General features: G+C 73.4%; 21 protein-coding genes and 1 other RNA gene. 6 read left to right on the forward strand and 16 right to left on the reverse strand.

What is annotated here, in order from left to right; translation table 11 throughout:
• Positions 1 to 6: 6 nt before the first annotated feature.
• Positions 7 to 3,108, reverse strand: coding sequence for a bifunctional [glutamine synthetase] adenylyltransferase/[glutamine synthetase]-adenylyl-L-tyrosine phosphorylase (locus tag EDD28_RS15655; protein WP_123740658.1), 3,102 nt, complete (start codon positions 3,106 to 3,108; stop codon positions 7 to 9).
• A gap of 12 nt (positions 3,109 to 3,120) precedes the next feature.
• The gene (locus EDD28_RS15660; RefSeq protein WP_123740659.1) at positions 3,121 to 4,458 is read right to left on the reverse strand and encodes a glutamine synthetase family protein; all 1,338 of its coding nucleotides are present in this window, start codon (positions 4,456 to 4,458) and stop codon (positions 3,121 to 3,123) included.
• 159 nt (positions 4,459 to 4,617) lie between these two features.
• On the opposite strand from EDD28_RS15660, the gene panB reads away from it, so the two are divergent.
• Positions 4,618 to 5,457 carry a 3-methyl-2-oxobutanoate hydroxymethyltransferase gene (gene panB, locus EDD28_RS15665; RefSeq protein ID WP_123740660.1) on the forward strand — a complete coding sequence of 280 codons (840 nt, stop codon included), beginning with the start codon at positions 4,618 to 4,620 and terminating at the stop codon, positions 5,455 to 5,457.
• A gap of 31 nt (positions 5,458 to 5,488) precedes the next feature.
• Here panB and EDD28_RS15670 read toward each other — a convergent pair whose 3' ends face one another.
• Positions 5,489 to 5,722, reverse strand: a complete 234-nt coding sequence (locus EDD28_RS15670) for an SPOR domain-containing protein (protein WP_123740661.1) — start codon at positions 5,720 to 5,722, stop codon at positions 5,489 to 5,491.
• A gap of 95 nt (positions 5,723 to 5,817) precedes the next feature.
• Between EDD28_RS15670 and ppgK the strand changes: the two genes are divergently transcribed.
• Complete coding sequence (gene ppgK / locus EDD28_RS15675; RefSeq protein ID WP_123740662.1) at positions 5,818 to 6,603, forward strand: polyphosphate--glucose phosphotransferase; 786 nt, start codon at positions 5,818 to 5,820, stop codon at positions 6,601 to 6,603.
• A gap of 14 nt (positions 6,604 to 6,617) precedes the next feature.
• Positions 6,618 to 7,067 carry a hypothetical protein gene (locus tag EDD28_RS15680; protein ID WP_148059647.1) on the forward strand — a complete coding sequence of 150 codons (450 nt, stop codon included), beginning with the start codon at positions 6,618 to 6,620 and terminating at the stop codon, positions 7,065 to 7,067.
• Here EDD28_RS15680 and EDD28_RS15685 read toward each other — a convergent pair.
• A complete protein-coding gene (locus EDD28_RS15685; protein WP_123740664.1) occupies positions 7,064 to 7,246 on the reverse strand; it encodes a hypothetical protein in 183 nt (60 codons plus the stop codon). The two genes, EDD28_RS15680 and EDD28_RS15685, sit on opposite strands and share 4 nt — an antisense overlap.
• Positions 7,247 to 7,338: 92 nt before the next feature.
• Between EDD28_RS15685 and EDD28_RS15690 the strand changes: the two genes are divergently transcribed.
• Entirely contained in the window at positions 7,339 to 8,061 is a 723-nt protein-coding gene (locus tag EDD28_RS15690) for a uridine kinase family protein (RefSeq protein WP_211339246.1), read from the forward strand.
• 13 nt (positions 8,062 to 8,074) lie between these two features.
• Positions 8,075 to 8,464: RNase P RNA component class A (gene rnpB / locus EDD28_RS15695), an RNA gene on the forward strand.
• 122 nt (positions 8,465 to 8,586) lie between these two features.
• On the opposite strand, the gene EDD28_RS15700 is transcribed toward rnpB, so the two are convergent.
• Together EDD28_RS15700 and EDD28_RS15705 are read right to left on the reverse strand one after the other, a co-directional pair.
• Positions 8,587 to 8,790 (reverse strand): cold-shock protein, encoded by a 204-nt coding sequence (locus EDD28_RS15700; RefSeq protein WP_123740971.1) that lies wholly within the window; start codon positions 8,788 to 8,790, stop codon positions 8,587 to 8,589.
• Positions 8,791 to 9,166: 376 nt separating this feature from the next.
• Positions 9,167 to 10,015, reverse strand: a complete 849-nt coding sequence (locus tag EDD28_RS15705) for an alpha/beta hydrolase (protein ID WP_123740665.1) — start codon at positions 10,013 to 10,015, stop codon at positions 9,167 to 9,169.
• 132 nt (positions 10,016 to 10,147) lie between these two features.
• Here EDD28_RS15705 and EDD28_RS15710 point away from each other — a divergent pair, with 132 nt between their 5' ends.
• Positions 10,148 to 10,876, forward strand: coding sequence for a YaaA family protein (locus tag EDD28_RS15710; protein ID WP_123740666.1), 729 nt, complete (start codon positions 10,148 to 10,150; stop codon positions 10,874 to 10,876).
• Positions 10,877 to 10,955: 79 nt separating this feature from the next.
• On the opposite strand, the gene EDD28_RS15715 is transcribed toward EDD28_RS15710, so the two are convergent.
• From EDD28_RS15715 to sufB, 10 genes are all read right to left on the reverse strand, one after another.
• Positions 10,956 to 11,690, reverse strand: coding sequence for a zinc ribbon domain-containing protein (locus tag EDD28_RS15715; RefSeq protein ID WP_123740667.1), 735 nt, complete (start codon positions 11,688 to 11,690; stop codon positions 10,956 to 10,958).
• 72 nt (positions 11,691 to 11,762) lie between these two features.
• Complete coding sequence (locus tag EDD28_RS15720) at positions 11,763 to 12,611, reverse strand: Nif3-like dinuclear metal center hexameric protein (RefSeq protein WP_211339247.1); 849 nt, start codon at positions 12,609 to 12,611, stop codon at positions 11,763 to 11,765.
• Between the two features lie 40 nt (positions 12,612 to 12,651).
• Complete coding sequence (locus tag EDD28_RS15725) at positions 12,652 to 13,836, reverse strand: FAD-dependent oxidoreductase (protein WP_123740668.1); 1,185 nt, start codon at positions 13,834 to 13,836, stop codon at positions 12,652 to 12,654.
• A gap of 13 nt (positions 13,837 to 13,849) precedes the next feature.
• Entirely contained in the window at positions 13,850 to 14,194 is a 345-nt protein-coding gene (locus tag EDD28_RS15730) for a metal-sulfur cluster assembly factor (protein ID WP_123740669.1), read from the reverse strand.
• Positions 14,191 to 14,718, reverse strand: coding sequence for a Fe-S cluster assembly sulfur transfer protein SufU (gene sufU, locus EDD28_RS15735; protein WP_123740670.1), 528 nt, complete (start codon positions 14,716 to 14,718; stop codon positions 14,191 to 14,193). The genes EDD28_RS15730 and sufU overlap by 4 nt, the downstream gene beginning before the upstream one ends.
• 4 nt (positions 14,719 to 14,722) lie before the next feature.
• Entirely contained in the window at positions 14,723 to 16,051 is a 1,329-nt protein-coding gene (locus tag EDD28_RS15740) for a SufS family cysteine desulfurase (RefSeq protein ID WP_123740671.1), read from the reverse strand.
• A 34-nt stretch (positions 16,052 to 16,085) separates the two neighbouring features.
• Positions 16,086 to 16,847 (reverse strand): Fe-S cluster assembly ATPase SufC, encoded by a 762-nt coding sequence (gene sufC / locus EDD28_RS15745; RefSeq protein ID WP_123740672.1) that lies wholly within the window; start codon positions 16,845 to 16,847, stop codon positions 16,086 to 16,088.
• A gap of 65 nt (positions 16,848 to 16,912) precedes the next feature.
• Positions 16,913 to 17,278, reverse strand: a complete 366-nt coding sequence (locus tag EDD28_RS15750) for a Rieske 2Fe-2S domain-containing protein (RefSeq protein ID WP_123740673.1) — start codon at positions 17,276 to 17,278, stop codon at positions 16,913 to 16,915.
• Positions 17,279 to 17,282: 4 nt separating this feature from the next.
• A complete protein-coding gene (gene sufD, locus EDD28_RS15755) occupies positions 17,283 to 18,494 on the reverse strand; it encodes a Fe-S cluster assembly protein SufD (protein WP_123740674.1) in 1,212 nt (403 codons plus the stop codon).
• Complete coding sequence (sufB, locus tag EDD28_RS15760; RefSeq protein WP_123740675.1) at positions 18,494 to 19,945, reverse strand: Fe-S cluster assembly protein SufB; 1,452 nt, start codon at positions 19,943 to 19,945, stop codon at positions 18,494 to 18,496. Before sufB ends, sufD begins: the two co-directional genes overlap by 1 nt.
• Positions 19,946 to 20,008 lie beyond the last annotated feature (63 nt).

Below are 20,008 nucleotides of genomic sequence, written 5' to 3' on the forward strand. Positions count from 1 at the left end.
GCTCGGCTACTCGCCGTAGAAGACCCGGTCCACGACCATCCGCGCCCGCCGCGCGGTCCGCAGGTAGTCGTCCTCGAGCGCCGCGCCGCTCACCGGGACGTAGCCGAGCAGGGCGGCCGTCCCGGTCAGCTCGCGGTGCTCGGCCGGCAGCACGTCGACCTTCGTCCCGCTCGTCCGGCCGGTGACGAGCACGATCGCGTCGCGCGTGCGACTGCTGGAGCGCCACGCCCGCGAGAGCAGCTCGGCGTCGGTCGCCCCGAGGAGCCCGGCGCTCGCCGCCGCGTCGAGCGCCGCGAGCGTCGACGGGGTGCGCAGAGCCGGAACGTCGTGGGCGTGCAGGAGCTGGAGGAGCTGGACCGTCCACTCGACGTCCGCCAGCCCCCCGGGGCCCAGCTTGAGGTGCCGGGTCGGCGTGACGCCGCGCGGCATCCGCTCCCGCTCCACGCGCGCCTTGATCCGCCGGTACTCGCGCAGCTCGCTCTCGCTCAGCCCGCCGCCCGCGTACCGCAGCGGGTCGACCAGCTCGAGGAACGCGATCGCCAGGCCCTCGTCGCCGGCGACCGGACGCGCCCGCAGCAGGGCCTGCCGCTCCCACGGGGCCGACCAGCGGTCGTAGTACTCCTCGTAGGACGCCAGCGTCCGGGTGAGGGGTCCGCTGCGTCCCTCGGGGCGCAGGTCAGCGTCGACCCGGAGCGCCGGCTCGGGGCCGGTCTGCCCGAGGAGCTGCCCCACCCGCTGCGCCACCGCCAGCGCGAACTGCTGCGCCCGGACGGGATCGGCCCCCGGGAGCGGGTCGTGGACGAACATCACGTCGGCGTCGGAGGCGTAGCCCAGCTCGTGCCCGCCGAGCCGTCCCATCGCCACGACGAGCTGACGCGTCGGCGGCTCGTCCCCGTACCCCTGCTCGGCGCCCACCTGCTCGGTTGCGATCCGCAGGGCCCCGCGCAGCGCGGCGTCGGCCGCCGAGGAGATGCCCGGCGTGAGGTCGGCCTCGAGGTTCGTCAGGACGTCGGAGACCGCCGTCCGCGCCAGCTCCCGCCGCCGCAGGTAGCGCACGAACGTCGCTCCGGCCGCCGGGTCGCCCTCACGACGGCGCAGCACGGCATCCATCTCCGCGTCGAGTGCGGCGACCGAGCGCGGTCGCAGGTCGCCGTCCTCGGCGAGCCAGCGGACCGACTCCGGCGAGCGACGCAGCGCGTCGGCGGCATACCGCGAGGAGGAGAGCACGCGCGCGAGGTTGCGGGCCGCGACGCCGGAGTCCCGCAGCAGCTTGAGGTACCAGTGGCTCCCGCCGACCTCCTCCGACAGCGTCCGGAATGCCAGCAGGCCGGCGTCGGGGTCGGCGCCCTGGGTGAACCAGCCGAGCAGGACGGGCAGGAGGTGACGCTGGATCGCCGCGCGCCGCGAGACGCCCTCGGTCAGCGCCGTGATGTGCGCGAGCGCCTGCTCCGGCGAGCGGTACCCGAGGGCCGCGAGCCGCGCGTACGCCGCCTCGGGCGAGAGCGCGGCGTCCTCCGCCGACAGCCGCGCGGTCGCGGGCAGCAGCGGCCGGTAGAACAGGTCCTCGTGGAGCCCGCGCACGTCGCGTCGCGTCCGCTGCCACCGCGCGAGGAGGTCGACGACGAGGTCGCCCGTCTCCCCCGTCGCCTCACCGCCGCCGGCGCCGTCCGCGCCCGGGGGGCGCATCGACCGGGCGACCCGCACGAGGTCCTGCTCGGCGGTCGGCACGAGGTGGGTCCGGCGCAGCCGCTGGAGCTGGATGCGGTGCTCCATGAGCCGGAGGAAGCGGTAGTCAGCCGCGAGCCGCTCGGCCTCGCCGCGACCGACGAACCCCTCGGCCGCGAGCGCGTCGAGCGCCTCCAGCGTCGTCCGCGAGCGGATCCCCGGCGCGAGCCGGCCGTGGACCAGCTGGAGGAGCTGGACGGTGAACTCGACGTCGCGCAGGCCGCCCGTGCCGAGCTTGAGCTCGCGGTCCGCGTCCTTGCGCGGGATGTGGGCCTCGACGCGGCGGCGCATGGCCTGGGCGTCCTCGACGAACCGCTCGCGCTGGACCGCCGTCCACACGAGCGGCCGGAGCGTCTCGACGTACAGCTCGCCGAGCTCGCGGTCCCCGGCGACGGGGCGCGCCTTGAGCAGCGCCTGGAACTCCCAGGTCTTCGCCCAGCGCTCGTAGTAGGCGACATGGCTGGCCAGCGTGCGCACGAGCGGACCGTTCTTGCCCTCGGGGCGCAACGCGGCGTCGACCTCCCACAGCGCCGGCTCGACCCCTGGACCGGAGCAGGCGCGGGCGAGCGCGCTGGCGAGCTGGGTCCCGACGCGGACGACCTGCTGCTCCGACGCCACCGGCTCCCCGTCGGCGTCCAGGGCCGGCTCGGCGACGTAGACGACGTCGACGTCGCTGACGTAGTTGAGCTCACGTCCGCCCGTCTTGCCCATCCCGAGCACGGCGAGGCGGACGGAGTCGGAGTCGGGCACCTCGGTCCGCGCGATGGCGAGGGCGGCCTCGAGCGCGGCGGCGGCCAGGTCGGCCAGGGCGGCGGCGACCCAGGAGAACCCGGCGAGCGGGTCGGGCTGCGTCAGGTCGGCGGCGGCGATCCGCAGGAGCTCGCGACGGTAGGCGCGGCGCATCCGCGCCGTCGCCGCCTCGACGCTCGCCCGGGGTCCCGGCGCCCCGGGGTCGGCGCCGACGGCGCGAAGCAGGCGCCCCCGCACGTCGTCGGCGTCGTCCGGGGCGTCCGTCGAGACGTCGTCGCCCGCGACGACCCCGGTGACGACCGCGAGATCACCCGGGTGGCTGACGAGCGCGTCGCCGAGCGCCTCCGACGCCCCGAGGACGGCGAGCAGCCGTTCCCGCGGGCCGCCACCGTCGCCGAGCACGGCGACGAGCGCGCGCCGCACGTCCTCGTCGGCGCGGTCGTGGATGCGGTCGAGCGCGAGCAGCGCGAGGTCGGGGTCGGCGCTCTCCCCCAGGGCGGCGAGCAGGCCGGCCGCGTCGTCGTCCGCGAGGACGGGCTGCAGCCAGTCGCCGGCGAGGATCGCCTCGGCCCGGGCGAGCTCGTGGAACCCGGACCGCAGGAGCCGGGTCGTTGGCGAGGGTCGCCGCGTCATCGCCTCGGCGGGTCAGAGCGCACGAAGGAACTTGGAGATCTCGTACGGCGTGACCTGCGCCTGGTACTCCTCCCACTCCCGGCGCTTGTTGCGCAGGAAGAACTCGAAGACGCTCTCCCCGAGGGTCTCGGCGACGAGCTCGGAGGAGCCCATGATCTCCAGCGCGTCCTGCAGGTTGTTGGGCAGGGGCGCGATCCCGAGGGCGCGACGCTCGGCGTCGGAGAGGTTCCAGACGTTGTCCTCCGCCTCCTCCGGAAGCTCGTAGTCGCCCTGGATGCCCTTGAGACCCGCCGCGAGCAGGAGCGCGTAGGCGAGGTAGGGGTTGGCGGAGGAGTCGAGCGCGCGGTACTCGACGCGCGCCGACTGCCCCTTGCCCGGCTTGTACATCGGGACGCGGATGAGGGCCGAGCGGTTGTTGTGCCCCCAGCACACGTAGCTCGGGGCCTCGCCGCCGCCCCACAGGCGCTTGTAGGAGTTGACGAACTGGTTCGTCACGGCCGTGATCTCGGCGGAGTGGCGCAGGAGGCCGGCGATGAACTTGCGGGCGGTCGTCGAGAGCTCGTACTCGCGTCCCGCCTCGTAGAACGCGTTCGTGTCGCCCTCGAACAGGGACAGGTGCGTGTGCATCCCCGACCCCGGCTCGCCGGAGAGCGGCTTGGGCATGAACGAGGCCATGATCCCCTGGGTGAGCGCGACCTCCTTGACGATCGTGCGGAACGTCATGATGTTGTCGGCCGTGGACAGGGCGTCGGCGTAGCGCAGGTCGATCTCGTTCTGGCCGGGGCCGCCCTCGTGGTGGGAGTACTCGACGGAGATCCCCATCGACTCCAGGAGCCCGATCGCGGCGCGGCGGAAGTCGTGGCCCGTGCCGCGCGCCACGTGGTCGAAGTAGCCGGCGTCGTCGATCGGGACGAGCGGGCCCTGCGGCGTCGCGGGCTCGTGAAAGAGGTAGAACTCGATCTCGGGGTGGGTGTAGTAGGAGAACCCGGCGTCGCTCGCCTTGGCCAGTGCGCGCTTGAGCACGTTGCGGGGGTCCGCCGCGGCCGGCTGACCGTCGGGCGTGAGGATGTCGCAGAACATCCGGGCGGTGCCGCGGTGGTCGCCGCGCCACGGGAGGATCTGGAACGTCGACGGGTCGGGCCGCGCGAGCATGTCCGCCTCGGAGACGCGCGAGAGACCCTGGATCGCGGAGCCGTCGAAGCCGATGCCCTCGGCGAAGGCGCTCTCCAGCTCGGCCGGCGCGATCGCGACCGACTTGAGGAAGCCGAGGACGTCCGTGAACCACAGTCGGATGAAGCGGATGTCGTGCTCCTCGATCGAACGAAGCACGTACTCCTGCTGCTTGTCCATGGCTCTCCTCGTCCGGACGACAACGCGTTGCTCCTATCATGGCGAATCCCGCGCCGATCACCTACCCGACCGGCGGCCCATCGGCCGTTCGATGGCCTCCCGCGGCCGTGGACCCATGGTCCCGGCGGCCCGGCGGCCGCCCCGTCCTACAGTTGAGGCATGCCCGCACCGCAGGAGTCAACGCCCGTCCCGACGCAGCCGAAGCGGTACCGCGTGCCGCACCTGCGCGCGTCCAAGGAGGCGGGCCGCCCGATCACGATGCTCACGGCGTACGACGCCGTCACCGCGCGCATCTTCGACGCCGCCGGCGTCGACTCGCTGCTCGTCGGCGACTCCATCGGGAACAACATGCTCGGCTACCCGTCGACGCTGCCCGTGACGGTGGACCAGATGGTGGTCGCGACCCGGGCCGTCGCCGGCGCCGCGGCGCGCGCGCTCGTCGTCGCCGACCTGCCGTTCGGCTCCTACGAGGCGAGCGCCGCGCAGGCGCACGCCACGGCCGTCCGGCTGATGAAGGAGGGCGGCGCGGGCGCGGTCAAGCTCGAGGGCGGGCAGCACATGGTCGAGCAGGTACGCCTGCTGTCCACGACGGGCATCCCCGTCGTCGGCCATCTCGGCCTGACCCCGCAGTCGGAGAACGTGTTCGGCGGCATGAAGGTGCAGGGCCGGGGCGAGGCCGCGGCCCAGAAGCTCCTCGCCGACGCGCTCGCGCTGGAGGCCGCCGGGGCCGTCGCGATCGTCCTGGAGATGGTCCCCGGACCGCTCGCGACGCGCGTCACGAAGGAGCTCGCGATCCCCACGATCGGCATCGGCGCCGGTGTCGAGTGCGACGGGCAGGTGCTCGTCTGGACCGACATGGCCGGCATGGCCGACTGGGCTCCCAAGTTCTCCCGCGCGTTCGGCCAGGTCGGGGCAGCGCTGTCGGCCGCGGCCGGCGACTACGTCGGTGCGGTGCGGGAGCGGATCTTCCCCGGGCCGGAGCACACGTTCGACGAGTAGGACGACGAGCAGGACCCCGACGGTCGGGTCGTCAGTCGCCCTCGCGCCAGCGGCGGTCCTCCTCGTCCCAGGCCTCCGTCCGCCGCTGCGCGGTCGCCAGCGCGTGCTCGGCCGCCTCACGCGTCGCGTACGGACCGATCCGCTTCGTCCAGACGGACCGCTGGCCCTTCTCGACCTCGCCGGTGGACAGGTTGTAGTAGTAGCCCTCGTCCTTGAGGCGGGCGTCGGGCTCCTCGATCGGGCCGGGCGTGACGTCGTCGGTCATGTCTCTCCTGCCTCTCCGCCCGCGTGGAAGCACGCGCCGGGCTCTTTCTCCTAGACTCCCATCCTGGCACCGCTCGCACACGGAAGGCGCACACCATGGCAAAGAAGTCGAACAGGGACGCCTCGACGGCCCCCGCGGTCGCCTTCGGCATCGACATCGGCGGATCCGGCATCAAGGGCGCACCCGTCGACCTGGCCAGTGGTGAGTTCACGCAGGACCGCGTGCGCATCGAGACTCCCCAGCCCTCGACGCCGGACGCCGTCGCGAAGGTGCTGACCGAGCTGGTCGGACGGTTCGACCTGCCGGGCAAGGCGCCGATCGGCCTCACCTTCCCGGCGATCATCAAGCACGGCGTCGCCTACTCAGCCGCGAACGTCGACGAGTCGTGGATCGGGACCAACATCGCCGACGTCGCGCGCGAGGCGACCGGGCACGACGCGGTCGTCGTCAACGACGCGGACGCCGCCGGGTTCGCCGAGGTCGCCTACGGGGCCGCGCGGGACGTCTCGGGGCTGGTCATCGTCGTGACGCTCGGCACGGGTATCGGCTCGGCCATGATCTACGACGGCGTGCTCGTCCCGAACGCGGAGCTCGGCCACCTGGAGATCGACGGGCACGACGCCGAGACACAGGCGTCCTCCGGTGTGCGCGAGCGCGAGGGCTGGACGTACGAGGAGTGGGCGCCGCGGCTGCAGCGCTACTTCTCCACGGTGGAGTTCCTGTTCTCCCCCGACCTGTTCGTCGTCGGCGGGGGCATCAGCAAGAAGGCGGACAAGTTCCTCCCACTGCTGGACCTGCGCACGCCGATCATCCCCGCCGCCCTGCGCAACAACGCCGGGATCGCCGGCGCCGCGGCGCTCGCCGCGGCCGGTGCGCGGTGAGCACCGGTCCGTCCGTGCCGCACGACCACGACGAGATCGACGACGGGGCCGAGGAGCTGACGCCGGCCGAGGAGCTTGCGCTCCAGGCCGCCTGGCAGGACGCGTTCCGGCTCGAGGACTGGATCTTCATCGCGCGCGGCGTCGGCGACCAGGTGACGCCGCTCGCGTTCGAGACGCCGGAGGGTGGCGTCATCGCCGTCTTCACGTCGAAGGAGCTGGCGCTGGAGTTCGGCCTGGCGATCGGGCTGCCCGAGGAGGAGGCCGGGTTCCAGCTCGCGATCCCGCGGACCTCGTGCGTCGAGTGGCTGCTGCAGTTCGTGGACGACGGCGTCAGCGCCGCCGTGCTGGACCCCGGGACGACGGACGCCGCCGTCATGCTCGCCGCGCTGCCGCACGTCGAGCAGCTCGCGCTCGCGGCGGCGGACGACGCGCCGGGCGAGGGCGCGACGGGCGAGGAGTCCTAGGCGCCCGCGAGGATGGCGGCGCGCTCGTCGAGGTACTGCTCGGTGGTGAGGGCGCCGCTGCTGCGCAGGTCGTCGAGCTCGATGAGCCGCTCCCCCACGGACAGCCGCGGGGACCGCAGCGCGGTCAGCCGCCGACGGAGGGCATCCTCGACGTGGACGTCGACGACGGGTACGGCCATGGCTTCCTCCCGGGTGGTTCAAGAGTCTGCCTCCGACAGTACGTTGGACCTTCGTTTTTCGCAAACAAATCGTCAAGATGATGGGAATGTCGATGACACAGCTTCGCCTCCGCGAGGGTGAGCCGCCCTTCGGCCCGTGGCAGGTGACGACGCCGGCCGGCCTGCTCGACGTCCTGCGCTCCCGCGCCGCGGCACGTCCGGACGGAGCCGCCGATGCCGCGGCGAGTCGGCGCGGGCCGTTCGTCGTGGCCGTCGACGGGCGGAGCGCCGGCGGCAAGACGACGCTCTCCCGACGCCTGTCCGAGGCCGTGCCCGCCGGCACCGCGGCCGTCCTGCACACCGACGACCTCGCCTGGTGGGAGCCGATGTTCGGGTGGGAGCGCCTGCTGCGGGAGGTGCTCGAGGCCGTCCGGACCGGGGACGCGGTCGCCTTCCGCCCGCCGGCGTGGGAGCAGCGCGGCCGAGAGGGGGCGATCGAGCTCCCGGCCGGGCTGGAGCTGCTCGTCGTCGAGGGCGTCGGCTCGTCCCAGGCCGCCGTCGCCGACCTCGTCGACGCGACCGTGTGGGTCCAGTCCGACTACGAGGAGGCGCAGCGCCGCGGGATCGCCCGCGACGTGGCCGACGGGACGAACGGGGACCTGGAGCAGTCGACCGCGTTCTGGCACGAGTGGGATGCGCACGAGATCCGGTTCCTCGCGGCGGACCGCCCGTGGGAGCGGGCCGACGCCGTCGTCCTCGGCACGCCGCCCGCCGGAACCCTCCCCGACGGGGGCGACGATGTCGCCTGGACCGACGCGCGGGTCGACGCCGACTAGACTCTGGGGTGGATGAGCCGGCCAGGCGGCCGCGTCCGCCGGCGTCGCTCGCGAGGCCGACGGCCGAGGAACGTCCGGGCTCCACAGGGCAGGGTGGTGGGTAACGCCCACCCGGGGCGACCCGCGGGACAGTGCCACAGAGAACAGACCGCCGCCGACGCTCTCGGGCGCCGGCGGTAAGGGTGAAACGGTGGGGTAAGAGCCCACCAGCGTGCCGGGCGACCGGCGCGGCTAGGTAAACCCCACCCGGAGCAAGGCCAGACAGGGAGCGAGCTGCCCGCTCGATGCTCCCGGGTAGGCCGCTGGAGGCGCACGGCAACGTGCGTCGTAGATGGATGGTCGCCACCGCGGCGCCGGCGACGGCGCCGCGGGACAGAACCCGGCGTACCGGCCGGCTCATCCCCCGACCACGGCTCCGGCCTGCGGCGATGCACGCCGGTGACAGCAAAGCGCCGTGCCGCCGCCCCGGTTCTCACTCGTGAGAACTGATGGAGCGGCGACACGGCGCCGAGATCGAACCTGGGATCAGATCCCGCGGATGTTCGTCGCGGCCGGGCCGCGGTCACCCTTCTCGATGTCGAACTCGACGGCCTGGCCGTCGGTGAGGTTGCGGTGCCCGCTGCCGGCGATCTGGCTGTAGTGCGCGAAGACGTCGGGGGTGCCGTCGTCGGGCGCGATGAAGCCGAAGCCCTTGTCGGGGTTGAACCACTTCACGATTCCGGTGGCCATGGTGTTCTCCTTGCTGATCGCGACAACGTGTGAGGCAACGATCGTTGGGTGGCCGACGACGGTCGCCGCCGGCGGGGCGGAGGCGAACGCCCCCGCGGGTCTGAGGGGGTGTCGCTCCAGCGTGTGCCGGACCGGGACCGCGGCTCGGGTGGCCACGACGACATCGTCGGAGGCCCGCTGCCAGCGGAGGGTGGCCGTGAGGCCGGATGAGACGGTGATGGTGAGTCGATTCTCGGCGACCGCGTCGAGTGCGAGGTCGGCCGGGTGGATGAGGCAGATGAAACTGGTCGGCCGACCGGAGCCGACAACCAGCGCTCCCCACTCTACTGCACGCCCGGCCCGACCGATCGCGAGCGACGCGCGGACGATCTCGGCCTCACCGCTCCCGCAGGAGCCAGCGGAGCGCGTCGGGCATGAGGGCGCCGGCGTGGTTGGGACTGTGCCCACCGTCGCCGAGGACGAACCGGAGGTCGTAGCCGGCCTCGACCAGCGCGGCGGCCACCCGGAGGTTCTCGGCGAGCCAGTTGTGGTCGGGCTCGTTCCAGTGCAGGTCGCGGTGGGCGGCCTGGAGCAGGATCCGCAGCGGCTTGCGCGGCGTCGCTCGGACGAGCTCCGGGTACGGGTTGCCGCCGGGGATCTGGGCGAAGCTCGACACGAACCCCAGCACGCGACGGAACCGCTCAGGGAAGTGCCAGCCCACCGTCACGGCGCAGTTGCCGCCGCTGCTCCCGCCGACGATCCCCCAGCGTTCGGCGTCGTCGGTGATCGCGAGCCTGCGCCGCACCTCGGGGACGACCTCCTCGAGCAGGAACCTGCCGTACCGGTTGTCGAACGCGTCGTACTCGACGTTCCGGTTCTTCCGGAGGGTCGGATCCTCGGCCGCCTCCACGACACCGGGGTCGACGAACACGCCGATCGTCACCGGGATCTCCCCGCGCTCGACGAGGTTGTCGAGCACGATCCCCGCCCGGATCTCGCCCTCCGGGTCGAGATACCACCACCCGTCCTGGAACACCAGGAGACCGGCCGGCTCGTCCGGGTCGTACGCCGCGGGGACGTGGATCCAGATCGTCCGGATCGTGCCCGGGAAGACCTCGCTCCGCCACGGCAGCTCGATCGTCGTCCCCGCCGCAACGCCGGGACGAGGAGAGGAGTCCGGCCCGTGCTCGTACCGGACGTCGTCCAGGTCGAGGGGCATCGGGCGGTACGGCAGGGCTTCCGGCACATCGCGAACCTACCGAGCGACCGCGCCCCCCGGCGAGCGCATTTCCACCGGTCGGCCACCGACCGGCCAGCACCCGGCCGGCCGGTCGCCGCCCACCAGCCGAGCGGCCGGCACCGCTCGTAGAATCGACCGGTGCTTCTCGTGCTTCCCCCGTCGCGCGGACAGACGCCCGGCCCCGACGGTGCGCCGGCGCTCGACCCGGCCTCCCTCGCGCTCCCCGAGCTCCTGACCGCTCGCACCAGGCTCCTCGCCGCGCTCGCCGGCACGCCGCACGACCCGGCCTCCACGCCGACGGCCCGCGCGGCCGACGTCCTCACCGGCGTCCTCTACGCCGCGGCCGACCTCCCCGGGCTCCTGCGCCGGCGCGGCTCCGCCCCCGAGCGGACGCGGCGGAGCGTGCTCATCGCCTCACCCCTGCTCGGCGCGGTGACGCCGACCGACCGCATCCCCGCCTCGCGTCTCGCCATGGGGACGGTCGACGGCGTGGGCGGCCTCGGCCCGTTCTGGCGCCCCCATCTCGAGGCGGCGCTCGACCCGCGCGCGGCGGGTCGCGTCGTGGTCGACGTCCGGTCGAGCGAGTTCCTCACACTGTGGCGGCCGCCGGCGGACGCCGCGTGGGTGAGCGTGCGCGTCGTGCAGGAGGCCGACGGCGAGCGGCGCGTCGTCTCGCACTTCGCCAAGCACTGGCGCGGGATGCTCGTGCACCACCTGCTCACGCGCCGCGGGACCGAGCCGACCGACCTGCGCTCGCTCGTGCGCGCCGCGCGCGGTCTCGTCACCTCGGGCGCGATCACGGGCGTCGAGCACGAGGACGCCGCCCGCCCCGGCAGCCCGGCGGTCCTCACGCTCGTCGTTCCCTGAGCCCGCGGGCGCGGGGCTGCGGCCTCGACCCGGCCGGCGTCGACCGGCCGGCTCCGGTTCGGTCGTCCAGACCCGATCGTCAGTCGTCCAGGCGCACCAGGATGTAGCCGTGCTCCTCGTCGCGCAGCAGCTCGTCGGGGCCGGCGGCCTTGATCGCGGCCACCTCCGACAGCGAGAGGTCGAGCCGCACGGGCTCCGTCGTCGAGCCGCGGACGGCCAGCACGGCCAGCCCGGCGTTCTGGCGGCGCACCTTCTCGTACAGGGCGAGCAGGGCAGCGTCGATGCCGTCCACCGCGACCGCGCGGCGGGCGGCGATCTCCTCCTCCTGGCGGGTCAGCTCGGCCAGCGCCTCGTCCCGCTCGGCGGTCAGGCGCGCGACGTCCGCGTCGATCGCCCCCTCCTGCTCGCGGATGCTCGCCAGGTCGGCGTCGGCCGCCTCGAGCGCCTCCATGGCCTCCAGCTCGACGTCCTCGAGGTCGCTCTGCCGGCGCGCGAGCGAGCCCAGCTCGGCCGTGACCGCCTGCGACGTCTTGGCGTCGAACGCCCCGGCGTCCAGCCTCTGCTGGTCGCGCTCGCGGCGCGTGCGCACCTGGGCGACGTCGTCCTCGGCCTTCGTCAGCGCCCGCTTGAGGTCGGCGACGGTCGAGGTCTGCAGCACGGCGGCGCGGTGCAGGTCGGCGGCACGGCCGTCGAGCTCGGCCAGCGCGGCGATCGTCGGGTGGGTCCGCTTGGCGTGCGCGAGCTTCGCGAGCTGGGTGTCCAGCGCCTGCACGTCCAGGAGCCGGCGCTGGTCGAGGTGGGGAGCAGGGGGCACGGGGACCTCGCGATCGATGGTGGAACGACGGGTGGAGCGGTGGAGCCAGGGTGACCGGACGCGCCGACGACGTCAGGCCCGCGCCCCGAACGTTGCCGACCAGGCGTCGGTCCGCAGGTCCGAGACGTGCACCTCAACCGTAGCGCCCCGCGCCCCCGCGTCCGCGACGAGCTGCTCGGCGAGGAACGGCAGCCACGTCCACTCGCTCGCCCAGTGCGCGGCGTCCAGCAGGAACGGCCGCGACGCCACGGCGCGGAAGTCGGTGGCCGGGTGGTGGCGCAGGTCGGCGGTGAGGTAGGCGTCGACGCCGGCGAGCCGCGCGTCGTCCAGGTAGGAGTCGCCGCTCCCGCCGCACACGGCGACGGTGGCGATCTCGGCGTCGAGCTCGCCCGAGACGCGGATCCCCTGGGCCGTCGCCGGCAGCGCGGCGGCGACCTCCTCGGCGAACGCGGCCAGCGTCACCGGCCGCGGCAGCGAGCCGATCCGCCCCGTCCCGGAACCGGGCGGCGCTGCGGGCGACGTGCTCGGCACGAGCGGCTCGACGTCGAGGAGCCCGAGGGTGCGGGCGAGCGAGTCGGAGACACCGCCCGGCGGGTCGTCGGCGTTGGTGTGGGCGCAGTAGAGCGCGACGCCGCCGCGGACCAGACCGGTGAGGACGCGCCCCTTCGTCGTGGTCTCCGCGATCGAGGTGACCCCGCCCCACAGGAACGGGTGGTGGACGAGGAGGAGGTCGGCGTCCAGCTCGACGGCCTCGGCCGCGGTCGCCTCCGTGCACTCGACGGCCACCAGGACCCGGCGCACCGGCCGGCCGGGATCGCCGGTCACGAGCCCGATCGCCGTGTCCCAGGCGGCCGCGGCCGCCGGCGGGTAACGCAGCTCGAGATCGGCGACGACGTCGGACAGCCTCAGGGTCTCGCTCACCCCATCACCCTACGGCGGCGCCCGAGGCCGCGGGCGGTCCCTACGCCGGTGGCTCCCACGACGTAACGGACTCCGCCCCGCGCGAGGTCAGCCCCGGCGGCACGGCTCCCATGACCGCGTTCCGCACCCGCTGGCGGCGCCCCGGCCCGAGGTGCGCCCCGATCGCTCCGGACGCGGCCGACATCCGTGACATGGCCGCGCACCGCGGCCGTCGCACGTCGTCGTACCGGGCCAGCGCCTCGGCGAGGGCCGCGCGCGGACCCCGCGAGCCCGCGGCCTCGCCGTCGGGGACGAGCAGCGTCAGCGTCGCGGCGTCCTCGATCGCCGTCGCCACGCCCTGCCCCATCGTCGGCAGCATGGCGTGGGCGGCATCACCCACCAGGACCGCGCGGCCCAGCGCGTACGGCTGGTCCGTCACCGGCAGCGCGTCGACGTCGTGCCGGATCACCGCCTCGGCCGGGGTCGCGGCGACGAGGTCGCGCACCGGCTCGGCCCACGTCGTGAACCGCCTCGTGGCGGCCGCGTGCTCCGAGCTGAACCGCGCGCCCGCGGCGGTTCGGACGTATCCGTACCAGTAGGTCTCCTCGGCCCCGGTGCCGAGGTGGCCGAACTCCGCGTGCGGCCCCCAGTACTGTCGCAGCTCCCCCTCGCCGACCGCGCCCGGCGCGATCGCGCGCCAGCTCGAGTACCCGCTGTAGCCGGCGTCCCTGCCCGGCTGGACCACACCGCGAACGGTGCTGCGGACACCGTCGGCCCCGACCACGAGGTCGGCCGTCCATGTGCGCTCCCCCGCCCGCACGCTCGCCCGCGCGCCCCGCGCGTCGCCGGTCTCGACCCGGTCGACGACGACGCCCGGCGTCACCGTCGCGCCGGCCTCCCGCGCGGCCTCCAGCAGCAGTGCGTGGAGCCGCGCGCGGTGCAGCCCGACGAGGGCCGTCGCGGTGCGGGCCGGGCCGCTGCCGGGCAGCCGCAGGATCTCGCGGCCGTGCAGGTCCCAGGTGCCGGACGCCCACGTCGGGTGCCCGATCGCGCGGACGCGCTCGGGGTCGATCCCGAGCGCGATGGCCGCCGCCAGCCCGTTGCGGGAGAGCGCGAAACCCGCCCCGAGCTCACGGACGACCCTCGCGCGCTCGAGCACGGTGACGTGCCAGCCGCGACGGGCGAGCCCGACCGCTGAGGCGAGCCCGGCGATCCCGCCGCCGACGACGACGACAGCCTCAGCCATGGCGCGGGGCAGGTCAGACGTTGAAGCCGATGGCGCGCAGCTGGTCGCGGCCGGACTCGGTGATCTTGTCCGGGCCCCACGGCGGCATCCAGACCCAGTTGATCGTGAGGCCGGTGAGCAGCCCGTCGACGGCCTGGATCGCCTGCTCCTCGATGACGTCGGTGAGCGGGCACGCGGCCGAGGTCAGCGTCATGTCGACCGTGCCCGTGCCGTCGGGGTTGAGGTAGACGCCGTAGACGAGGCCGAGGTCGACGACGTTGATGCCCAGCTCGGGGTCGATGACGTCGCGCAGCGCCTCCTCGACGTCGGCGACGTTGGGCGTCGGCGGGGTCGGTGCCATCCCGGTGGTCTCGGTCATCGCTCCTCCTGAGAGCTCGTCGTGTCCGGCCCGGTCACGAGGGCCTTGGCCGTGGCGTCGCGCAGGGCCATCCAGCCCAGCAGCGCGCACTTGATGCGGGCGGGGAACTTGGCCGTCCCGGCGAACACGATGGCGTCCTCCAGACGCTCGTCGCGCTCGTCGCCGAGCTCGGCCCCCCGGTTGTTCATGAGGGCGCGGAAGTCCTCGGCGACCCGGTCGGCCTCGCGCACGCTCCGGCCGGCCACGAGGTCGTTCATGACGGACAGCGACGCGCGGGAGATCGAGCAGCCGACGCCCTCCCAGCCGAGCTCGGCGATGACCGGGGAGCCACCGGCCGCGGCGTCGGGCGCGTCGACGAGGCGCAGGCGAAGCGTCACCTCGTCACCGCACGTCGGGTTGACCTGGAACGACTCGCCGACGCCCTCCGAGCCGGGCTCGGCGGCGACGCGACCGAGTCCCTCGCCGTGCCGCTCCCGGGCATGGTCGAGGATCACCTGCTGGTACATCTGCTCGAGGCCGGACACGGCTCTACTCTCCCAGACCGAAGAACGGACGGACGGTCGGCAGGACGGCGAGGAACGCGTCGACGTCCTCGGTGCTGCTCGCGACGCCGAGCGACGCCCGGACCGACGACGCCGCCCCGAGCCGCCGGTGGATCGGCTGCGCGCAGTGGTGGCCGACGCGGACCGCGATGCCCTCGGCGTCGAGCACCTGGCCGACGTCGTGCGGGTGGACGCCGGCGACCTCGAACGAGACCACGCCGACCCGGTCGGTCGCGTCGGTCGGGCCGAGCACGCGGACGTGCGGCACCCGGGCGATCCCGGCGAGCAGCCGCTGCGTCAGCTCGTGCTCGTGGGCCGCGATCCCCGCCATGCCCAGGTCGGTGAGGTACTGCGCGGCCGCGCCGAAGCCGACGGCCTCGGCGACCGGCTGCGTCCCCGCCTCGAACTTCTGCGGCGGGGGGAGGAACGTCGCCGTCTCCATCGTCACGACCTCGACCATCGAGCCGCCCGTGAAGACCGTCGGCAGCGCCTCGAGCAGCTCGCGCCGCCCGTAGAGCGCCCCGACGCCGTGCGGCGCGAGCACCTTGTGCCCGGAGAACACGGCGAAGTCGACGTCGAGCGCCGTCAGGTCGAGCGGCAGGTGGGGCGCGGACTGGCAGGCGTCGAGGACGACGAGCGCCCCGACCTCGTGCGCCCGCGCGACGATCGGTGCCAGGTCCGTCACGGCCCCGGTGACGTTCGACGCGTGCGTCACGGCCACGACGCGGGCGCGCTCCCCCACGACCGCCGGCAGGTCGGACAGGTCGAGCCGCCCGGAGTCGGTCGCGGGGATCCAGCGCAGCGTCGCCCCTGTCCGGGCGGCGAGCTGCTGCCACGGGATGAGGTTCGCGTGGTGCTCGAGCTCCGTGACGACGATCTCGTCGCCCGGCCCGAGCGCGAACCGGCGGGCCGCGGCGCCGCCGGAGCCGAGCGAGGCGTTCTGCATCGCGTAGGCGAGCAGGTTGAGCCCCGCGGTCGCGCCCGAGGTCCAGACCAGCTCGCCCTCGCCGACGCCGACGAGTCGCGCGACGTCACCGCGGGCGGCCTCGAACAGCTCGGTCGCCTCGCCCGCGAGGGTGTGCGCGCCGCGGTGCACGGCGGCGTTGCGGCTCAGGTAGTAGTCCTGCTCCGCATCGATGACGACCTCGGGCTTCTGGGAGGTCGCCCCCCAGTCGAGGTACACGAGCCGCCGGCCGTTGACCTCGCGCGCGAGGAGCGGGAAGTCCGCCCGCACGCGCGCGAGCTCCGCCGGGCTGAGCACCTGGCCGCCGGCCCCGGGGTCGCCCGGGGCCGGCGGCAGCTGCGTCGTCGTCATCTCGATCCGATCCGGTCCGGTGGTGCGCCGGGCCTCAGGCCCGCGCGCCGGAGAGGAAGCGGTCGTAGCCCTCCTCCTCGAGGCGCTCGGCGAGCTCGGGGCCACCCTCCTCCGCCACGCGGCCGTTCACGAACACGTGGACGAAGTCCGGGTGGATGTAGCGCAGGATGCGGGTGTAGTGCGTGATGAGCATGATGCCGACGTCCGAGGAGTCCTTGAGCCGGTTGACGCCCTCGGAGACGATGCGCAGCGCGTCGACGTCGAGGCCGGAGTCGGTCTCGTCGAGCACCGCGATCTTCGGCCGCAGGAGCTCCATCTGGAGGATCTCGTGCCGCTTCTTCTCGCCGCCGGAGAAGCCCTCGTTGACGTTGCGGGTGGCGAACTCGCCGTCCATCCGCAGCCGCTCCATCGCCTCGCGCACGTCCTTGGTCCACGTGCGCAGCGCCGGGGCCTCGCCGTCGACCGCGGTCTTGGCGGTGCGCAGGAAGTTGGCCACCGTGACGCCGGGGACCTCGACCGGGTACTGCATCGCGAGGAACATCCCGGCGCGGGCGCGCTCGTCGACGCTCATCTCGAGCACGTCCTCCCCGTCGAGCAGGATCTGCCCGTCCGTGACGACGTACTTGGGGTGGCCCGCGATCGCGTAGGCGAGCGTCGACTTGCCCGAGCCGTTCGGGCCCATGATCGCGTGGGTCTCGCCCGAGCGGATGGTGAGGTCGACGCCCTTGAGGATGTTCTTCGGGCCGTCGTTGGTCTCCACGTCCACGTGGAGGTTCTTGATCTGGAGCTCTGCCATGGGATCTGCGTCCTGTCGTCAGTTCTGTTCGTCGTGTGTCGTTGGGGTGGTGCGGGTGGGACCGGTCAGCCGGCCATGGCCGGCGCGTCGGCGTCGACCTGGACGATCTCGCCGGCGATCCGCACCGGATAGGTGGCGACGGGCTGCGTCGCCGGGAGGTTGAGCGGGCGACCGGTCCGCGCGTCGAAGCGCGAGCCGTGCTTCCAGCACTCCACGGCGCAGTCGCCCCCGGGACCGCCGCGGTCGTCCACGTCGCCGTCGCCGAGGGAGGCGCGCCCGTGCGAGCACTCGTCGTCCAGGGCGAACACCTCCCCCGCGCTCGAGCGGACGAGGGCGATCAGCAGCGACGCGCCGCCGTCCGCCTCGACCGAGATGGTCATGGCGGAACCGGGGGCGATGTCGTCGAGGAAGGCCGCGTCACGGAATGTCACGGGGTCACGCGCCCGTCACCTCGAGCTCGGCCTCGATGGCCTCGATGAGCCGCTGCTCGACGCGCTCGACGCCGATCTGCTGGATCAGCTCGGCGAAGAAGCCGCGCACCACCAGCCGGCGGGCGACGTCCTCGGGGATGCCGCGCGCCTTGAGGTAGAAGAGCTGCTCGTCGTCGAACCGACCGGTCGCGCTCGCGTGGCCGGCGCCCTCGATCTCGCCGGTCTCGATCTCGAGGTTCGGCACGGAGTCGGCGCGGGCGCCGTCCGTCAGCACGAGGTTCCGGTTGAGCTCGTAGGTGTCGGTGCCCTCGGCCTCCTTGCGGATGAGGACGTCGCCGATCCAGACGCTGCGCGCGCCCTTGCCCTGGAGCGCGCCCTTGTAGGTGACCCGCGAGCGGCAGTTCGGCGCCGCGTGGTCGACGAAGAGCTGGTGCTCGAGGTGCTGGCCGGCGTCGGAGTAGTAGAGCCCGAACAGCTCGATGTCGCCGCCGGGGGCCGCGAAGGCCGCCGAGGTGTTGAGCCGGACGACCCTGCCGCCGAGGCTGACGACGGTGCCGCGCAGGCGCGCGTCACGGCCGAGCCGCGCCACGACCTCGCCCGCGTGGACGGCGTCGGAGTCCCAGGACTGCAGGAGCACGAGGTTGAGGTGCGCGTTGTCGGCGACGTCGACGGAGACGAACTCCGAGTACGTCGCGCTCCCGACGCGGTCGATGATGACCGTGACCTCGGAGCTCTCCCCGACCGTGATGACGAGGTGACCGCGCACGTCGTCGCCCCGGCCGGTGAGCGTGATCTCGACGGGCTCGTCGACCACGGTGTTCCGCGCGACGGACAGCGCCGTCGCACCGCCCGAGCGCGCGACGGCGATGGCCGCCGCCCGGTCGCCGGGCGCCTGGACGCTCGCGGCGACGGCCGCGGCGGGGTCGAGCCGGGTCAGCGTGACGCCGACCGGAAGCTCCTGCGGCGTCGTCGTCCACTCCAGGTGGCCGTCGGCCGCGCGGTCCGCGAGCACGGGGGCGAGGACGTCGACGGCGGAGAACCGCCACTCCTCCTCGCTGCCCGTGACCTCGGGGAAGTCCGCGACGTCGAACGAGCGCAGGCGCGCGGCGCGGGAGGACTCGGGGGCCTCCCCGACGCCGCCCGGGTCGCTCGAGTGCGTGTGCGCGCCGTCGGCGACGGCGCGGCTGTGGTCGGTCGAGAGATCGGTGGCGGTCATCAGCCGACGGCCCCTTCCATCTGCAGCTCGATGAGGCGGTTGAGCTCGAGCGCGTACTCCATCGGCAGCTCGCGCGCGATGGGCTCGACGAACCCGCGCACGATCATGGCCATCGCCTCGGTCTCGGGCATGCCCCGGGACATCAGGTAGAACAGCTGGTCCTCGCTCACCTTCGAGACGGTGGCCTCGTGGCCCATCTCGACGTCGTCGACGCGGACGTCGACGTACGGGTAGGTGTCGGACCGGGAGACGGTGTCGACGAGCAGCGCGTCGCACAGCACGTTCGACTTGCTCGCGTCGGCGCCCTCGAGCACCTGGACGAGGCCGCGGTAGGACGCGCGGCCACCGCCGCGGGCGACGGACTTCGACACGATGGACGACGACGTGTGCGGCGCCATGTGGACCATCTTCGAGCCGGTGTCCTGGTGCTGGTCGACGCCGGCGAACGCGATCGAGAGCGTCTCGCCGCGCGCGTGCTCGCCCATGAGGTAGACCGCCGGGTACTTCATCGTCACCTTGGAGCCGATGTTCCCGTCGATCCACTCCATGACGCCGCCCTGCTCGACGGTCGAGCGCTTCGTCACGAGGTTGTAGACGTTGTTGGACCAGTTCTGGATCGTCGTGTAGCGGACGCGGGCGTCCTTCTTCACGATGATCTCGACGACGGCGGAGTGCAGCGAGTCGCTCGAGTAGATCGGCGCGGTGCAGCCCTCGACGTAGTGCACGTAGGAGCCCTCGTCGGCGATGATGAGCGTCCGCTCGAACTGGCCCATGTTCTCCGTGTTGATCCGGAAGTAGGCCTGGAGCGGGATCTCGACGTGGACGCCCTTCGGCACGTAGACGAACGAGCCGCCCGACCACACGGCCGTGTTGAGCGAGGCGAACTTGTTGTCACCCGTCGGGATGACGGAGCCGAAGTACTCCTCGAAGAACTCGGGGTGCTCCTTCAGCGCCGTGTCGGTGTCGAGGAAGATGACGCCCTGGCGCTCGAGCTCCTCGTTGATCTGGTGGTAGACCACCTCGGACTCGTACTGCGCGGCGACGCCGGCGACGAGACGCTGCTTCTCCGCCTCGGGGATGCCGAGGCGGTCGTAGGTGTTCTTGATGTCCTCGGGCAGGTCGTCCCAGGTCTGGGCCTGCTTCTCGGTCGAGCGCACGAAGTACTTGATCTGGTCGAAGTCGATCCCCGTGAGGTCGGCGCCCCAGGTCGGCATCGGCTTGCGGTCGAAGAGCTGCAGGGCGCGCAGGCGACGCTTGAGCATCCACTCCGGCTCGCCCTTCAGGGCCGAGATCTCGCGCACGACGTCCTCGTTGAGCCCGCGGCGCGCGGTCGCGCCGGCGGTGTCGGTGTCGTGCCAGCCGAAGCTGTAGTTGCCGATGGAGGCGATCGTCTCCTCCTGCGTCATCGGCTCGCCCGGGCTGCTCCCGGTGTCGGTGAGCGGAGCGGTCATGTGAGTCCTTCCTTCGCGCTCAGGTGGTGGTCCGGTGGTCTGTGTCGTCGGGTCGGTCCGTCC

This window comes from Salana multivorans, from assembly GCF_003751805.1.
Classification (GTDB): domain Bacteria; phylum Actinomycetota; class Actinomycetes; order Actinomycetales; family Beutenbergiaceae; genus Salana; species Salana multivorans.

Coding starts and splice junctions, on each gene's coding strand:
- EDD28_RS15725 (WP_123740668.1), bottom strand. CDS start 13,836: ATGGCTGAGGCTGTCGTCGTCGTCGGCGGCGGGATCGCCGGGCTCGCC.
- EDD28_RS15655 (WP_123740658.1), bottom strand. CDS start 3,108: ATGACGCGGCGACCCTCGCCAACGACCCGGCTCCTGCGGTCCGGGTTC.
- EDD28_RS15670 (WP_123740661.1), bottom strand. CDS start 5,722: ATGACCGACGACGTCACGCCCGGCCCGATCGAGGAGCCCGACGCCCGC.
- sufB (WP_123740675.1), bottom strand. CDS start 19,945: ATGACCGCTCCGCTCACCGACACCGGGAGCAGCCCGGGCGAGCCGATG.
- EDD28_RS15700 (WP_123740971.1), bottom strand. CDS start 8,790: ATGGCCACCGGAATCGTGAAGTGGTTCAACCCCGACAAGGGCTTCGGC.
- sufD (WP_123740674.1), bottom strand. CDS start 18,494: ATGACCGCCACCGATCTCTCGACCGACCACAGCCGCGCCGTCGCCGAC.
- sufC (WP_123740672.1), bottom strand. CDS start 16,847: ATGGCAGAGCTCCAGATCAAGAACCTCCACGTGGACGTGGAGACCAAC.
- EDD28_RS15730 (WP_123740669.1), bottom strand. CDS start 14,194: ATGACCGAGACCACCGGGATGGCACCGACCCCGCCGACGCCCAACGTC.
- ppgK (WP_123740662.1), top strand. CDS start 5,818: ATGGCAAAGAAGTCGAACAGGGACGCCTCGACGGCCCCCGCGGTCGCC.
- EDD28_RS15660 (WP_123740659.1), bottom strand. CDS start 4,458: ATGGACAAGCAGCAGGAGTACGTGCTTCGTTCGATCGAGGAGCACGAC.
- EDD28_RS15690 (WP_211339246.1), top strand. CDS start 7,339: ATGACACAGCTTCGCCTCCGCGAGGGTGAGCCGCCCTTCGGCCCGTGG.
- EDD28_RS15685 (WP_123740664.1), bottom strand. CDS start 7,246: ATGGCCGTACCCGTCGTCGACGTCCACGTCGAGGATGCCCTCCGTCGG.
- EDD28_RS15740 (WP_123740671.1), bottom strand. CDS start 16,051: ATGACGACGACGCAGCTGCCGCCGGCCCCGGGCGACCCCGGGGCCGGC.
- panB (WP_123740660.1), top strand. CDS start 4,618: ATGCCCGCACCGCAGGAGTCAACGCCCGTCCCGACGCAGCCGAAGCGG.